Annotated in this window: 11 protein-coding genes; 4 read left to right on the top strand and 7 right to left on the bottom strand. The window is 66.1% G+C overall.

Translation table 11 applies throughout. The features are described 5' to 3' along the window. The 3 genes from bcsB to F3J19_RS18430 form a co-directional block, all read left to right on the top strand. A partial coding sequence (bcsB, locus tag F3J19_RS18440; protein WP_167043947.1) for a cellulose biosynthesis cyclic di-GMP-binding regulatory protein BcsB occupies positions 1-2,293 on the top strand: 2,293 nt, incomplete at its 5' end. A 19-nt stretch (positions 2,294-2,312) separates the two neighbouring features. Beyond that, positions 2,313-3,509, top strand: coding sequence for a cellulose synthase complex periplasmic endoglucanase BcsZ (bcsZ, locus tag F3J19_RS18435; RefSeq protein WP_167043944.1), 1,197 nt, complete (start codon positions 2,313-2,315; stop codon positions 3,507-3,509). Continuing rightward, on the top strand, positions 3,500-8,218 hold the full coding sequence (locus F3J19_RS18430; protein ID WP_167043941.1) for a cellulose synthase subunit BcsC-related outer membrane protein: 4,719 nt from the start codon (positions 3,500-3,502) through the stop codon (positions 8,216-8,218). The genes bcsZ and F3J19_RS18430 overlap by 10 nt, the downstream gene beginning before the upstream one ends. A gap of 66 nt (positions 8,219-8,284) precedes the next feature. Here the strand turns inward: F3J19_RS18430 and F3J19_RS18425 are convergent, their stop codons facing one another. The 7 genes from F3J19_RS18425 to F3J19_RS18395 form a co-directional block, all read right to left on the bottom strand. After that, a complete protein-coding gene (locus F3J19_RS18425) occupies positions 8,285-9,370 on the bottom strand; it encodes a porin (RefSeq protein ID WP_167043938.1) in 1,086 nt (361 codons plus the stop codon). 202 nt (positions 9,371-9,572) lie between these two features. Beyond that, complete coding sequence (locus tag F3J19_RS18420; RefSeq protein ID WP_167043935.1) at positions 9,573-10,637, bottom strand: phenol 2-monooxygenase domain-containing protein; 1,065 nt, start codon at positions 10,635-10,637, stop codon at positions 9,573-9,575. Positions 10,638-10,675: 38 nt separating this feature from the next. After that, positions 10,676-11,038, bottom strand: a complete 363-nt coding sequence (locus F3J19_RS18415; protein ID WP_167043932.1) for a phenol hydroxylase subunit P4 — start codon at positions 11,036-11,038, stop codon at positions 10,676-10,678. Positions 11,039-11,076: 38 nt separating this feature from the next. Further along, the gene (locus tag F3J19_RS18410; protein ID WP_167043929.1) at positions 11,077-12,693 is read right to left on the bottom strand and encodes an aromatic/alkene/methane monooxygenase hydroxylase/oxygenase subunit alpha; all 1,617 of its coding nucleotides are present in this window, start codon (positions 12,691-12,693) and stop codon (positions 11,077-11,079) included. A 67-nt stretch (positions 12,694-12,760) separates the two neighbouring features. Continuing rightward, positions 12,761-13,033, bottom strand: coding sequence for an MmoB/DmpM family protein (locus F3J19_RS18405; RefSeq protein WP_167043926.1), 273 nt, complete (start codon positions 13,031-13,033; stop codon positions 12,761-12,763). Beyond that, positions 13,026-14,063, bottom strand: a complete 1,038-nt coding sequence (locus tag F3J19_RS18400) for an aromatic/alkene monooxygenase hydroxylase subunit beta (protein ID WP_167043923.1) — start codon at positions 14,061-14,063, stop codon at positions 13,026-13,028. The genes F3J19_RS18405 and F3J19_RS18400 overlap by 8 nt, the downstream gene beginning before the upstream one ends. A gap of 55 nt (positions 14,064-14,118) precedes the next feature. Next, positions 14,119-14,394 (bottom strand): phenol hydroxylase subunit, encoded by a 276-nt coding sequence (locus F3J19_RS18395; protein WP_167043920.1) that lies wholly within the window; start codon positions 14,392-14,394, stop codon positions 14,119-14,121. Positions 14,395-14,785: 391 nt separating this feature from the next. Between F3J19_RS18395 and F3J19_RS18390 the strand changes: the two genes are divergently transcribed. After that, positions 14,786-16,666 carry a sigma-54-dependent Fis family transcriptional regulator gene (locus F3J19_RS18390; protein WP_240159050.1) on the top strand — a complete coding sequence of 627 codons (1,881 nt, stop codon included), beginning with the start codon at positions 14,786-14,788 and terminating at the stop codon, positions 16,664-16,666. Positions 16,667-16,849: the final 183 nt, after the last annotated feature.

Here is a 16,849-nt window from a genome sequence, read left to right as displayed (position 1 = left end):
CGGCAACGTGCCCGCGCCGGGCGCGGCCGTGCCGTTCGATCCGAACGCGCTCGCCCAGGCGCCGCTCGCCACGCCGACGCCCGCGCTCACGGCCGCGTCGGTGAAAGCGCTCGGCATGCGCACGCCGACCACCGCCGAGCCCGGCACGCTCGTGACGGGCGGCCGCCGCCAGACGCTCACGTTCGCCGACTTCGGCGCGCTCGATCCGCTGCAATTGCGCGGCGTCGACGGCCAGAACGGCATCGCCTTTTCGGTGCGCAACGACGAGGTCGTGACCGGCGCGACGCTGCATCTGGTCTACAGCTATTCGCCCGCTCTGCTCGCGAATCTGTCGCAGCTCAAGGTGCTCGTGAACGGCGAAGTCGCCGCGACGCTACCGCTGCCGCACGAGCAGGCCGGCATGCTGGTCGCGCGCGATATCTCGATCGATCCGCGCTTCATCACCGACTTCAACCACCTGAACCTGCAGCTGATCGGCCATTACACGACGCGCTGCGAAGACCCGGCCAACTCGGCGCTCTGGGCGACGGTCAGCAACGCCAGTTCGCTCGATCTGACCTATGCGTCGCTCGCCACCAAGCCGGAACTGGCCGCGCTGCCGGCGCCGTTCTTCGACCGCCGCGACGTGCGCCGCCTCGAACTGCCGTTCGTGTTCGCGCAGAAGCCCGGCAACGCGACGCTCGAAGCGGCCGGCATCGTCGCGTCGTGGTTCGGCTCGCTCGCCGGCTATCGCGGCGCGCTGTTCCCGGCGCAACTCGACAACGCGCCGCTGACGGGCAACGCCGTCGTGTTCGCCACCAGCGACGAGCACCCGGCCGGCGTGACGATTCCCGAGATCAGCGGCCCGACCATTGCCGTGGTCGACCGCGACGCGTCCGCGCACGGCAAGCTGCTGCTCGTGCTCGGGCGCAACGAGGCCGAACTGAAAACCGCTGCGAAGTCGCTCGGCATCGGCCACAGCACGCTGTCGGGCGCGAGCGCGACGATCACGTCGCTGAGCGAGCTCGCGCCGCGCGTGCCGTACGACGCGCCGAACTGGCTGCCGACCCACCGCGCGGTGCGCTTCGGCGAGCTTGCCGATCCGAAAGACCTGACCGTGTTCGGCTACGACGCCGACGCGGTGCGCATCAACATGCGCGTGCCGCCCGACCTGTTCATGTGGCACACGCGCGGCGCGCCGATCGACCTGCGCTACCGCTACACGGTGCGCCCGGCGCGCGACCGCTCCTCGCTGAACGTAAGCGTGAACAACGGCTTCGTGCAGGCGCTGCCGATTCCGGCGCGCGCCGCCTCGATATTCGATCTGAGCCGCTACCTCTCGCTCGTGATGCCCGACGGCACCGCCGACGCGCGCCGCCAGGTGCGCATTCCGCCGCTGCTGCTGACGCCGCGCACGCAACTGCGCCTGCATTTCTACTACGACATTCCGAACACCGGCGAATGCACGGGCCGCCTGCTGCAGAACGTGGTCGGCGCGATCGATCCGAACTCGACCATCGACCTGTCGTCGTTCCCGCACTACATGGCGCTGCCCGATCTGGCCGCGTTCGCCAATAGCGGCTTTCCGTTCACGCGCCTCGCGGACCTCTCCGAAGCCGCGGTCGTGCTGCCGAACGACGCCGATTCGAGCGACTACAGCCTCTATCTGCTGACCATGGGCCGGATGGGCGAATCGACCGGCTATCCGGTCGCGGGCGTGACCGTCACCCAAGCCGGGGACGTCGACCAGTACGCGGACAAGGACCTGCTCGTGTTCGGCGCGCCGGGCAAGCAGCCGCTGCTGCAACGCTGGGCGAAGTCGATGCCGTTCTCGAGCAGCGGCGACGCGCACACGTTCCAGCTCACCGACCTCGTGTTCAAGCTGCAGGACTGGTGGCACGGCGAGCGCGGCGTCGAACGCGCGCCGGCGCGCGCCGATCTGACGATGGTCAGCTCGAACGGCGCGGCGCTGCTGACCGGCTTCGAATCGCCGTTGCGCAAAGGCCGCAGCGCGGTCGCTCTGGTCAGCGCGGCCGGCCAGTCGGACGCCGACCTGTCGGCGGCGCTGCTCGACGCCGACGTGCTGCCGAAGATTCAAGGCGCAATGGCCGTGATCCACGGCCCCGAGGTGACGATCACATCGAACGGCACCGAGTACTTCGTCGGCCATCTGTCGCCGCAGGAGTATCTGCGCTGGGCGCTCTCCTCGCATCCGATCCTGCTGTTGCTGGGCGGCGTGATCGCCGCGCTGATCATCGCGGGCCTGTGCTATCGGACACTGCGCGCGGTCGCCGCGCGCCGGCTGAAGGATTGATGGAACGGATATGACTCGTATGCGGGTTCGGATCAAGCGGAAAACCTGTTTTGCCATGGCGCTCGGCCTCGCGGCGGCGGCAACCTGCGCGGCGCTGGCGGGTAACGCCGCGGCCGCCCAGAGCGGTGCCGGCGCCAGCGCCGGCGCGTGCGGCGACTGGAGCGCGTATCGCGGCTTCATCGAACGCTTCATGCAGGCCGACGGCCGGGTGATCGACTACTCGACGCCGGCCCAGCAGACCACCTCGGAAGGCCAGTCGTATGCAATGTTCTTCGCGCTCGTCGCGAACGACCGCGCAACCTTCGACAAGCTGCTCGCGTGGACCCGTACGAATCTCGCCGGCGACCAGTTCGACGCGCGCAACGTGCGGCTGCCCGCCTGGCAATGGGGCAAAAAGCCGGACGGCTCGTACGGCGTGCTCGACCCGAATTCGGCCTCGGACTCCGACCTGTGGATCGCCTACGACCTGCTGCAGGCGGGGCGCCTGTGGCACGACACCGGCTATACGCAGCTCGGCGAGGCGCTCGCCGAGCGCATCGCGCATGACGAAGTGGCGAGCCTGCCCGGCCTCGGGCCGATGCTGCTGCCGGGGCCGCAGGGCTTCAGGGACGGCAACGTCACGCGCCTGAATCCGAGCTATCTGCCGCTGCCGGTGCTGCGCGCGCTCGCGCACGACGTGCCCGACGGCCCGTGGGGCAAGCTCGCCGAGAACGCCTGGCGGTTCGTCAAAACCGTCTCGCCGCAAGGCTTCGCGCCCGACTGGGCGGCCTGGCAGAGCGGTCAGTTCGCCGTCGATCCGAAAAACGGCGACGTCGGCAGCTACGACGCGATCCGCGTCTATCTGTGGGCCGGCCTCGCCGCGCCTGCCGATCCGCTCGCGAAGCCGTGGCTCGCGGCGCTCGGCGGCATGCGCGCGAAGGTCGCGCAGAACGGCTTCCCGCCCGAGAAGGTTTCGTCCACCACCGGCGCGGCAAGCGGCGAAGGCCCGCTCAGCTACTGGGGCGCGCTCGCGCCGTACTTCAAGGCGCTTAACGACGAGCACAGCCTCGGCCTCGCGCGCACGCGGCTGGCCGCGCTCGACGCGAGCGTGCCGGGCCGCGAGCCGGTTTACTACGATCGTGTGCTGGGGCTGTTCGGCACGGGATTCATCGACGGCCGCTATCGCTTCGACGCAGCCGGCCGTCTCGTGCCCGCCTGGAGACACGCATGCGACTGAACGCGCTCGCCCTGTCATTGCGCGCCGCGCTCGTCGCCGGTGCGGTCTGTTGTGTGGCCGCCGCCGCGCCGGATGCGCTCGCGCAGGCGTCCAAAGATCCTCTCGCCGTACTGATCGATCAGGGCAAGTACTGGCAGTCGCATCAGCGCGGCGACCTCGCCGAGCAGGCGTGGCAGAAGGTGCTCAGCATCGATCCGAAGCAGCCCGACGCGCTCTTCGGCATGGGCATCGTGCTCGCCGACCGCAAGGACGGCGCCGGCGCGCAGCAGTATCTGGCGCGCCTGAAGGCGGTCGCGCCGAACTATCCGAATCTCGACGAACTGGGCCGCCGGCTCGGCGAAACCAGCCCGCGCGACCAGACCATCAACGACGCGCGCCGGCTCGCGCAAAGCGGCCAGAACGCCAACGCGGTGCGCGAATATCAGCGCGCGCTCGCCGGCAAGCCGGCCACGCCCGAGTTGCAGCTCGAGTACGACCAGGCTCTCTCGGCCACGCCGCAGGGCTGGGACGAAGCGCGCCGCGGGCTGGAACAGCTCGCGCGCGACAACCCCAGCGACCCGCGTTACGCGCTCGCGTTCGCGCAGCATCTGACCTATCGCGACGTCACGCGGCGCGACGGCATCGCGCGCCTGCAGAAGCTCGCGGGCGACACCTCGGTCGGCGCGGCCGCCAGAAAGAGCTGGCGCCAGGCGCTCCTGTGGCTCGACGCGCGGCCCTCCGACGCGGCGCTCTATCAGTCGTATCTGCAAACCGCCGGCGACGACGCCGCCGTCAAGGCGCGCTTCGATTCGATGGTGCAGCAGGACAGCGCGGCGCGCGCCCGCGCCCAGGAAAACGCCGCCGTCGACGCGCGCGGCCGCGTGATCGCCGACGGCTTCGCGGCGCTCGACCGCAACGACGTCGCGACCGCGCGCGCGAAGTTTTCGTCGGTGCTGGCGACGAACCCCAACGACACCGACGCGCTCGGCGGCATGGGCATCGCCGCGCTCAAGCAGGAGCGTTTCGCCGAGGCACGCACCGATCTCGAACGCGCCTCGCGCAACGGCAATCCGGCGCGCTGGAAAACCGCGCTCGACAGCGCGACCTACTGGACCTACACGAGCGACGCGATCGGCGCGCGCAGCAACGGCGAGTTCGCGAAGGCGAAGTCGCTGTTCGAGCGCGCGATCGCCCTGAATCCCGCCGACGTCACCGCCCAGGTGCAGCTCGGCGAAATGCTGCTCGCGAACGGCGACCCGGCCGGCGCCGAGCAGGCCTACCGGATGGCGCTGCGCCGCCAGGCCGACAACCCCGATGCGATTCGCGGGCTCGTCGGCGCGCTGGCCGCGCAGGGCCGTGGCGACGAAGCCTTGCAGTTCGCCAATCAGTTGAACGCGGAACAGCAGTCGAAGGTCGGCGGCGTCGACCGTCTGCGCGGCGAAGCGCAAGCGGCGCAGGCGCGCGCGGCCGAAGCGCGCGGCGATCTCGGCAGCGCGCGCAGCCTGTTCGAGGACGCGCTGCTCAACAAGCCCGACGACCCGTGGCTGCGGCTCGACCTCGCGCGCATCTACGTGCGCGAGGGGGCGGTCGCGAACGCGCGCAGCATGATGGACGGCCTCGTCGCCGCGCATCCCGAGATGACCGACGCGCTCTACGCGAGCGCGCTGCTCTGCGCCGAAACGCAGGACTGGTCGACCGGTCTCGCGCAGCTCGAGCGCGTGCCGGCCGCGCAGCGCACCGCCGCGATGACGGCCTTGCAGCATCGGCTGTGGGTGCATCAGCAGGCCGAACTGGCGGCGCGCATGGCGCGCAGCGGTCAGACGCAGCAGGCCATCGCGACGCTGCGCGCGGCCGAGCCGCTGGCCGGCAACAGCCCCGAGCTGATCGGCGTGATCGCCGGCGCGTACCAGCAGGCCGGCGATCCGGCCCGCGCGCTCGGCCTCGTGCGCGGCGCGATGAACGCGGCGCCCGGGAACACCGATCTGCTGCTGCAATACGCCGGCATTCTCTCGGCGACCGGGCAGCAGGCCGAACTCGGCATGGTGATGCGCCGTCTGCAAACGCTGCAATTGACGCCGCAGCAGCGCGTCGACTTCGGCAATCTCAATGTCGGCATCGTCGTGCGTCAGGCCGATGCGGTGCGCCAGCGCGGCGACCTCGCAAGCGCCTACGAGGTGATCGCGCCGTGGCTCGCCGCGATGCCCGACAACCCCGATCTGCAGGCCGCGCTCGGCCGCATGTACGCGAGCGCCGGCGACGACCGCAACGCGCTCGCGAGCTACCGCGTCGCGCTGCAGCGCCGCCCCGACGACCTGAACCTCGTGCAGGCGGCGATCTCGGCCGCCTCCGGCGCGAAGCAGTTCGGCTACGCCGAGGGGCTCGCGAAGCAGGTGCTCGCCGCCGCGCCCAACGATCCGGGCGTACTCGCCACGGTCGGCCGCATGTATCGCGCCGAGGGCAAGCTGTCGCTCGCGTCGACCTATCTGCAACGCTCGCTCGTCGCAGCCAATACGCCGCTTGCGGCAAGCGCGCCCCGCAACGGCGCGGCCGGCAACGTGCCGCGCGGCTGGGAAGCGGCGATGCGCCAGATCGGCGCGACGCCGCTGCCGGGCACCAATCCGTTCGAAGGCAAAACGGCGCTCGCCGGCTCGACCGATGCCGCCGACACCGCGCAAGCCGCGCCTCCGTTCTCCAACACGCAGTCCTCCTTGCCGACGCAGACCGTGCCGAACTATCTGCCGCCTCCTCAGCCCGCGCCGTATGTTGCACCGTACGTTGCGCCTTATAACGCGCCTTATAACGCGCCGTATAGCGCGCCGCATAGCGCACCTGCCGCGCCCTATGCGGCGCCCGCGCAGGCTTATCCGAATCCCGCGCCGTACGGCGCGCCCCGCTCGGACGCCGAACTCGGCGGCTATGGGCAGGAAGCTTATGGATCGAGCCAGTCGGGCGCGCCGTTGCAGCCTTATCCGGGCCAGGGACAGGCTCAGGGTGCGATGCCGCCGTTGCCGCAGCAGCCGTACAACGCGGGCTATGCGCAGCAGCCACAGCCTTATCCGCAGCAACCGTATCCGCAACAGCAGCAACCTTACGGACAACAGCCTTACGGCGCGCAGGGCGACTACTACGCGGCGACGCCGTGGCCGATGTCGCCGGCGGCACGCGAAGCGCAGGCCAATGCCGGATCGATGCAGCCTTATGCGCCGGCACGCACGGCCACGAACCCGGCGCGCGGCAGCGCGAAAAAGAGCCCGGCGCAAACGCGCCGCAATGTGCCGGTGTATGCGCAGCAACAGCAGGGTTACGCGCCGCAGCCCTATCAGCCGTACCAGCCCTATCCGCAACAGCCGTACGGACAGCAGCCGTATCAACCCTACCCGCAGCAGTATCCGAACCAAGGCTATTACGCGCAGCAGCCCTATATTCCGCAGCCGCCGACCGGCTACGCGCAACCGTACTATCCGCCCGGCACGCAACCCGCCAACCCGCAGCCGAACGTCGCGAACGCGCAGACGCTCGGCGTTGCCGAAGAGCTCGCGCAGGTCAACCGCGAGCAGGCCAGCACCGTGTCGGGCGGCCTCGTGTTCCGCAATCGCTCGGGCGAGGACGGGCTGTCTTCGGTCACCGACATCGAGGCGCCGATCCAGGGGCGCATCAAGGCCGGCAACGGTCACGTCGTCGTCACGGCGACGCCCGTCACGCTCGACGCGGGCACCGCCTCGACCAGCACCTCGACGCTCGCGCGCTTCGGCTCGGGGCTGTCCACGCCGGGCGGCGCGACCAACGCGGTCGCCGGCAACAACACCTACGGCAGTCAGACCGCGAGCGGCGTGGGCCTCTCGGTCGGCTACGAGAGCCGCAGCATCAGCGGCGATATCGGCGTGACGCCGATCGGCTTCCGCGAGACCAACATCGTCGGCGGCGCGCAGTACAACGGCGGCATCACCGACAAGGTCTCGTACTCGCTCGCCGTCGCGCGGCGCGCGGTGACCGACAGCCTGCTGTCCTACGCGGGCGCGCGCGATTCGGGCGCGGGCCTCGAATGGGGCGGCGTCACCTCGACCGGCGGGCGCGCCGCCCTCGCCTGGGACGACGGCACGAGCGGCCTCTACGTGAACGCAGGCTACCAGTACTACAGCGGCAACAACGTGCCGAGCAACAACGCGATCAAGGGCGGCGGCGGCGTATATACCCGCCTGCTGAAGGACGCGGACCAGACGCTCACGGTCGGCGTGAACACGACGCTGATGGGCTACAACCGCAACCTGTCGTACTTCACGTACGGCCAGGGCGGCTACTTCAGTCCGCAGCAGTACGTGATCCTGAATCTGCCGGTCGAATGGACCGGCCGCGAAGGATTGTTCACCTACGACGTGAAGGGCTCGATCGGCGTGCAGCACTATCGCCAGGACGCGTCGAACTACTTCCCGACCGACCCGACCCGCCAGGCCACGGCGGCCGCGTTCGCGAACTCGCTCGGCAACCTCGACAGCAACGCGGTCTACCCGGGCCAGAGCAAGACCGGCGTGTCGTATTCGATCAGCGCGGTGGGCGAATATCAACTCGCGCCACAGCTCGCGTTCGGAGCCACCGCTTCGCTCGGTAATGCTTATGAATATCGCGAGTGGCTTGCGGCCGTCTACGTGCGCTACAGCTTCAGCAAGCAGACGGGCTTGCAGCCGTTCCCGCCGACGCCGCTCACGTCGCAGTATCTGTCGCTGTCGAATTGATGGCGTTGAGGGATGTGCGCCAGGGTGAGCGGTCGGGATTGAACCCGGCCGCTCACGCTCACGGGCTTAGAACTTGGTGTTGATGCCGATCCGGGCCAGCGCCTGCGTGGCGCCGCTGGAAGCGCCGTTCGGATCGAGCACGCCGTTGATCTGTGCGTTCGCGCCGCTATTGGCGCGCTGATAAACCCCGGCGACGTAAACGAGCGTGCGTTTGGAAAGCGAATATTGCAGCGCCGCGGACACCTGATGCGCATGATTGTCGTCAAGCTCCGCATTACCCTTCATATAGGCATAGCTTGCGCCGAGCGATAACGCAGGCGTGATCTGGTACACGCCACCTGCCTGCCCCATCCAGATGCCGCCGCCGTTGATGGAATTACGCACGGTCGTGAACAGCACCTTGGTCGTGAAAGCGCCGAAGACATAGCGAGTCCCGACGCCCCAGTTCCGCACACTCGTTCCGGCCACGCCGCCTACGGGCCCGTACTTCTCGTTGGTGTACGCGGCGCCGATCGCGAACGGTCCATGGGCATAGTTCAGTCCCGCGCTGACCGTGTTGTTGGCGCCGATAGAGCCGGCAACGTTGCCGAATCCATACATCGCTCCACCGGTGAATCCGCCCAGATTCGCGCTCGTATACTTCACCGAGTTAGCCACGCGATTGCTGCCCGCGACCCTGTCCCAGTCGAATGCACCGGTGGGATTGTCCGGAATCGCCAGCTTCTGGAACGGACCGTTGCGAGCGCCATAGAGACCGGCCAGGTCCATCGCCGTATCGACGCTGCCGAATAGCGAGTCCACCATGAAATCGTACTGATTGCCGAGCTTGATGCTGCCGAACCTGTCGTTCTGCAGTCCCACATAGGCTTCGCGGGCAAAAATTCCACCGCCGATCATCGCCCCGCTGCCGAGCGAGAACTGATTGACGAGGCGGAATATCGCGTGATTGCCGCCGCCGAGGTCTTCGCTACCCTGCAGGCCGAACAGGTTCGGCGTGAAAATCCCGTCGTCGAACTTGAAGTTCTTGCTGCCTCCTTCGTTGCTCACGTAGGTGACGCCTGCGTCGATCAGGCCGAACATGGTCACGCTGCTTTGAGCGGCAGCACCGGTGGCGGCCGATGCCAGTGCCAGCATAAGAATGGACTTTTTCATTCGATCTCCAATGTCTCCAAGTTATCTGGTTTTCCAGAAGTTTTTATTTTTGCTACGTCATACTGATCTTTTTGATGCCTCCTTGTTTTTGATGCCTCCTTGTGCCCGACGCACGCGGCGAGAGCGTAAACATCCTCTGTCTTGCCGGACAGGCACGGCCATCCTGGATGGCCGTGCCGCCAGCCTGCGCGGATCGACGCGCTTATATCGATCTGAACAGCGGGCTTTTCGCGAGCGCTTCCGCGCCGTCCGCATTGCTGAGGAACTTCTCCGTATAGATGTCGCGTTCGAACAGTTGCCCTTGCATCAAGGCTCGGATCGACGCTTCGATCATGACGGGCGGCCCGCACAGATACGCCTTGTGACCGCGAAAATCGCCGGCGAAATGCGCCTTGGCCGCCTCGTGGACAAAGCCGCGATAGCCGTCCCATGCGCTGTCGGCTGCCTCGTTCGAGAGCGCCGGCACGTAAGTGAAATTCGCGTGGCGCTTGGCGAGATCGAGAAACTCGTCGTGGTAGTACAACTCCAAGCGATCGCGTGCGCCGTACACGAGCGTGATCGGCCGCGTATCGCCCTGCTCCAGCAGATCGAGCAGCATCGAGCGCGGGCTCGATAAGCCCGAGCCGCCGGCAATCAGAATCACCGGTTGCGGGTCCGAGGCGCGTACGAAGAAGCGCCCGAACGGTCCGCTAAAACGCAGCTCGTCGCCGGGCTTCAGTGCTTCGTGCAGATAGCCGGTGCCCTTGCCGCCGGGCACGCGCCGCACGTTCAACTCGATCAGCGTCGACGATCCCGGCTTGCCGGCCAGCGAAAACGCACGCGGCATGTCCTCCCCCGGAATCTGCACGTTCACGTACTGCCCGGCCTGGAACTCGATGCCCTCGCCGTCCAGTTCGACGAAGATGCCTTTGATCGTCGGCGTCAGATCGACGCTGTCCTTCACGCGGCCCGCAAAGTCCTGCACCGGATAGTGGCGCGCGTCCGGGTCTTCGTCGATATCGGCTTCGATCGTCAGATCCGATTGCGCGGTCGCGCAGCATGCGAGGCACTTGCGTTCGTCGCGCTCGAAATCCATCAGCGCGAACGGCGACGCGTTGCCGTGCTCGATCTCGCCATCGACAACCTGCACCTTGCATGTCGCGCACAAACCGTGGCAGCACGCATGCGGCAGCCACACCCCGGCGCGCAGGCAGGCGTCGAGAATGGTCTGGTCTTCGCGAATCTCGATGCTGTGACCGATTGGCTCGATGGTTAGCTGATAACTCATGTCAGCATCTCCCTTTCATCGTTACAGGAATCCTCGGCCTAGCTGCACGAGCCGTGAATACCGGTCAGGCCCGGCGTGCGAAAGCGGATCACCGACTTGTGCCGCAGGCCGTTTTCTTCGAGCGTGCGATCGAACGCCGGCGTGAAACGCTGGTTCGAGCTGAACCATTCGATTTCGTCGAGCTTGACCTTCTCCCAGTCGGGATGCGCCGAGTAGATGCCCGGCAGCACGTCGTTCGCGAGCGTCGCGAACGTCATCGACGGCGACACCGGAATGCAATGCGGTGCACAGAACATCAAATGATCTTCCCAGCCGATAAACAGCAGCCGGTTGCCGTGAAAGTTTTCCTCACGGTCTTTCACTTCGCCCTGGTAGCCTTCATTGAGCGCAATAACTGACATGGTGTATCTCCTTCTGATTCAATCGGCGCGGGCCAGCGTCACGCGGCCTGCGCGGCCGCTGTGTCCTGCGCATTCGCCGCGGCGCTTTCCGCGGTTTCCTCGCCGCCGTGACTCGGCTTGCCGGTCCAGCGCAGCCAGTTCTTCCGGTCGGACGAATCCTCGAACTCGTGGCCGTCCTCGCCGACGTTGATGTGGTAGTAGCGCAGTACTTCGGCAAGCGGATTGAAGTCGGCCGCGCTCGGGTCCGCGTCCGGCTCGAAACAGTTGCCCTGGTAGATCTGATGCACGGGCAACCACGCCTGCACGTATTTCTCCGGCTCGTTGTCGAAGATGTCCTTGCAGCCGTCCGAGCAGAAGTGGTACTTGTTGCCGAGATAGTCGCTTTCGCGGTAGCAGATCTTGGTCGGATCGTCGGGCTCGGTGAAGGCCATCGGAATCTGGCAGATCTGGCACAGCATCGGCAGCGTGTTGTTGTAGAAGCGCTTGCCCTGTTTCTGCTGCTCGCGCCAGTACTCGAAACGCGGCCGGTAGAGTTTGTCGAAGGTGGCCGGATATTTTTCGGCGAGCCACGCCATTTCGTCGTCGGACGGAATCCACGTATGCATCGCCGCCGCATGCGTGTAGTTGTAGAAAATGCCCCACGCCTCGTGCGAAATGCGGTCCTTTTCCTTGGCCGCGACCTCGTGATACTTCGGCATGCGAATGCCGTAGCGTTCGAGATCATGGAACAGCGCGCCGCCGTTCTTCTCGAAGTAGGTTTCCCACGCTTCCTGCCACGACATGATGCGCTTGGGCAGCATGTAGTCCATCATCATCGCGACGAGCGTGAGCAGGCGGTAGCCGCGCCAGAACCATTTGTCGACCCACTTCTGGATGATCGGCACGTTGCCCGGGTCCTGTTCGAGCAGGAACTTCACGACTTCGAGGCCGAGCGTCATATGGCGCGACTCGTCCGATTGCGCGGAAAAGCCGAACGTGACCGTCGCCATGTCGCCGTTGAATGCGGCGCCCGACATGAACGGCATGAACAGCAGATTGGTCAGCACGTATTCGAACGAGAACGAGATCGCGGTGACGAACTCGAATGGGCCGGCACTCATCGCGTCTTCGAAATACGACTTCGGCACCGACAGATACCAGACCCGGTCGTGCATGTGCTTGAAGTCGTGGAAGCCGTTGAAGAACTTGTTGTAGTGGCTGATCGTGTGGACCTGCGTCTGCGCGTGGCGCAATTCGTCGATGGCCTGCATCTGGCAGGCAATCCGCGCGCCGGCGCCGCGGAAATTGCGCCCGGCCAGCGCGAAGCCGCGATGCGCGGCATATTCGAGCGGACTCACGCCGGTCAGAAACAGCTTCAGCGCATTGATATAGCGCGGGTCGGTCACGTTGAACTGGCCGTTGTTCTGCTGGAACGCGTCGATGATCGCGTAGAGCTTGCGTTCCTTTTCGCCCTGATACTTCCAGTAGGCGTCCATGGTCAGACGGAACGGGTCTTCCCATTTGTCCCAGTCGTGGACCTTGATGCCTTCGAAGCGGTCGTACGGAAAAATTTCATCCATCGGCTGATAGGTGGTCTCCCAGCCGAGGCCGCGCGTCAGCATCGCGTAGTTTTCCTTGATGCTCAGTTTTTTCGGTGCTGCGTTCGTGGTGCTCATCGTGTATCTCCCTTATCGATCGGAGCCAGCGCTTCAGCGCTGACTCCGATGCGATTCATCGGCCCGTTCAGGCCTTCCATTCAAGAATGAATTCGTCGTCGGTCTCGTCGATATTGCCGCCGAGCGAGATCAGATTGAGTTGCAACTCGCGCAGATCGAATGCGCGGCCGATGCGCTCCTCGATCGACTCGCGCCGGATTACGAGCCGGCCGACCGCGTCGATCTTGACCATCGCCGGAAACGCGTTGACCACCGCATGCGGGTTGTCCGCTTCGATCGCCTCGATGATCGGACGCGAATCGTCGTTGGTCTGAAACGCGATAAAGACGGAATCAGCCATGCTGAGTCTCCTGGGCCGGTTGTTGCGCCGCGAGCGGCACGCCCTGCTTGCGCACGCGCGCATCGAATGCCTCGGCGATCTCGCGCAAGGCGGCATCGGCGGCTTCGCCGCCCAGTGCTTCGAGCGCGAGCGGCCGCAAGGCATCGAGCACACGCGCTTGCCACTTCGCGACCCACTGGCCGAGCAGCGCGGCGTTTTCCGCGGACTCCGACGCTGCGGTCTTCAACGTCGCATCGACCCAGCGGCTCGTCTCGTCGAACCATGCGCTCGCGAACTCGTTCAGCATGCCGAGCGCCGCGCCGTATTCGCGCGACAGACGCGCGTCGATATGGCGATACACGAGCGGATACAGCAAGCCGTCGAGCACGACGTTCTGCGCGACATAGGTCTCGAACCAGTCCTTCACGACCATCGTGTCCTCGGCCACGCGGCGCAGGCCTTGCCACATCGGATCGTCGAGCCACCGCTGTTTGCCCTCGACGAGCGAGGTGCCCGCATTGCCGTCGAGCAGCAGGCCGATACGCGAGAGGTACTGCGCGATACCGAGCCGGTCCATCGAATGGAACATCGTCGCCTGCGTGATCGCCGTGCCCCAGCCGTAGCCGGTCACGAAGCAGTTATTCGTATTGGCGGCCCATTCGACGTGGCGCAACGGCACCATCAGGGCCGCGATGCGCGCCTTCGCGTCGTCGGGCAGATCGCTGAAAAGCCGGCGGCGCGTCACGAACTCGATGTTCTTTTCCATCGTGTCCTGCTGCCGCGCCCGCGCGATCGTATAGGCGCCGTAGTAGTACTGGCGCGGGTCCTTGAACGCGTACCAGTCGTTCATCACGATCGCGGTGCGGCCCTTGTCGTAGAGCGCAAGGCCGGGTTCCCACAGCGGCCGGTAGTGAAAGTTGGTTTCGGGCTGCAATTCCAGCGTCGCTTCCTGGTAGCGCGAAGCCGGCTTGTCCGCGCCGAGCCGTCTCGCGACATGCGAGAAGGTCTGTCGGATCTGCTGGACCGAGGATGTTTTGATGTCGATCTGCATGGAGCAATCTCCTTTGTTCATTGTCTGTTGCAACGCGCGGGCCCTTGCCCGCGCGTCATTCGGCAAGACCCGGCTGTCCGTAGCGCCACTTGAGCTGTTCGAGGTCCAGCGCCTCGGCTTCGTCGTCGCTCAGATGGAACACGCGATGGGTCGCGCAAAAGGACTCGTAGTCCGGTGCGCTCATCACGAGTTCGACGCTCAGGCCCGGATCGCCGATCGAAAAATCGAACTCGACGAAACCGTCGTCGCGACGTTCCCGGACGCGGACATAGCGCCGCGTCACGTCGAAATCTCGCGGCACGGGTTCGGCCGGGGGGTGATGCAGGGGCATCGCTCTCTCCTCATGGTTCTGCGTTGTGCTTCACTGCACGCTTTCGTCAAAATGCATAGCAGCGCGCCTATTCATGCAATGGCCATGCCAACGCGTGCTGGAAAGCCGCCCGGCGCGCGGCGAAAGGCGCACAATCCCTTATGAATCAAGGGAAAAACTCGCGAAAAAAATTTCCGGGACGAAGTCGGCAAGCGCCGTGCGCCGCGTGGCGTTAGATCAAATGATCGAAATCGCCCCGTTGCGAGCGTGATAAAGCCGATCAAATCGGCATACGGGAACACCCGGGGCGTGCCGGCCTGCGATTCTCGATGCAGCCATGCGCGCGGCATTGCATACTGACGGCCGGCACCTGCCGGCGAAAAACTCATGCAGTCGTTGGAGAAGAATTGCGATGGTCACCCGAATCAAGTCCGCGGAGCATCCGCACATGTCGATGGTCTCGCCGAAAGGCGCCTGCGTGGACAGCCTGCGCTATCCCGACATCGCGGATCTCATGTCGCGCCTGCACTTCTCGCCTGGCGACGGGCGTATCTGGCTCGGCGATCAGCGCATGCTGCTCGTGCATGCGGGCTCGGTCGGCGCGATGCGACGCGAGCTGATCGACAGTCTCGGCCTCGACGCGGCGCGCGGCCTGCTCACGCGCATGGGCTACAACTCGGGCGCGCGCGACGCGGAACTCGCGCGCAAGGCGCGCCCCGACAGCTCGATCACCGAGATGTTCGCGGTCGGCCCGCAACTGCATATGCTCGAAGGCGTGACCGTGGTCGAGCCGGTGCGGCTCGAACTCGATGTCGAAAAAGGTCAGTACTACGGCGAATTCGTCTGGAAGAACTGCGCGGAAGACGAGGAGCATATCCGCACCTACGGAATCGGCGCGGAGCCGGTCTGCTGGACGCAGATCGGTTATGCGTCCGGCTATACGAGCGTGTTCATGGGGCGTCCGATCGTCTATCGCGAGGTCGAGTGCCGCGCGCTCGGACAACCGCAATGCCGGATCGTCGGCAAGCCGGTCGAGGAATGGGGCGACGAAGCCGCGGACGATCTGCGTTTCATGCAGGCGCAGTCGTTCACGCAGGGGCTGTCGGCGGGCGCGGCGAAACGTGACATACAACGCGACATGCCGCACGACACGCAACATGACGCGCGGCGCGAAGCGAAGGGCAATGCGAACCTCGCCATGTTCGGCGACACGCGCCCACCCACGCCCACCGCGTTCGACGACGACAACATGGTCGGCGCATCGCCCGGCTTCAACGCGGTCTGCCATATGATCCGGCGCGTCGCGAACACGCGCGCGACCGTGCTGTTTCTCGGCGAGAGCGGCGTCGGCAAGGAAGTGTGCGCGCGCACGCTGCATCGGATCAGCGGCTGCGGCAACGGCCCGTTCGTCGCGGTCAACTGCGCGGCGATTCCGGAAGCGCTGGTCGAGTCGGAACTGTTCGGCGTCGAGCGCGGCGGCTTCACCGATGCGACGCAAAGCCGGCCCGGCCGCTTCGAGCGCGCCGACGGCGGCACGCTGTTTCTCGACGAGATCGGCATTCTGAGCCTGACCGCGCAGGGCAAGCTGCTGCGCGCGCTGCAGGAAGGCGAGATCGAACGGGTTGGCGATACGCAGACGCGCCGCGTCAACGTGCGCGTGATCGCGGCCACGAACCTCGATCTGAAGGACGAGATTCGCGCGGGCCGCTTCCGGGAAGACCTGTATTTCCGCCTCAACGTGTTTCCGATTCGCGTGCCGTCGCTGCGCGAGCGGCGCGAGGACTTGCCCGTGCTGCTCAATCACATGCTGCACAAGTATCGCGAACGTCATGCGCGCGACGTGACCGGCTTCACGGGCCGCGCGCTCGACGCGCTGCTGAGCTACGGCTGGCCCGGCAATATCCGCGAGATGGAGAACCTCGTCGAGCGCGGCGTGATTCTCGCGCCCGACGGCGGCGCGATCGACATCGGCCATCTGTTCACGAGCGGCGAAACGATCGACGCGCAGATGTTCGGCCTCGGCATCAACGGCTCGTTAATGCCCTCGGACTCGTTGCTCGATCAGAAAGCGGCCGCCGATGGCGAGGTCGAACGCGTCGTCAGAAAAGTGAATGACCTGCTGATGGGCGCGAGCGGCGAGATCGAGCCGACTTCGCTCGACGATATCGAAACCGCGCTGCTGAAAAGCGCGGTGCAGCGCGCGCAGGGCAATCTGTCGGCGGCCGCGCGCACGCTCGGGATTACGCGTCCGCAGCTCGTCTACCGGTTGAAGACCCGGGGGCTGCGGGTATAGGCCAGGAGCGGGCGAAGAACGAACGAAGAGCGAACGACGCGTCGACCCGCGGCAGGCGCCGGCCGGGTTTGCGACCTGGATCACGACTTGGGTTGCGGCCTGGGTTGCGGCCTGAGTCATGGCCCGGGTTGCAACCCGGGGCGCGCCCCGGGCATCCGGCACGCATTGCGCGAATTCCCGGAC

This window comes from Burkholderia sp. Ax-1724 (assembly GCF_011752995.1).
Lineage (GTDB): Bacteria > Pseudomonadota > Gammaproteobacteria > Burkholderiales > Burkholderiaceae > Paraburkholderia.
The sequence above is the reverse complement of the archived record's forward strand: the minus strand, read 5'-3'. Positions and strand labels throughout refer to the sequence as shown.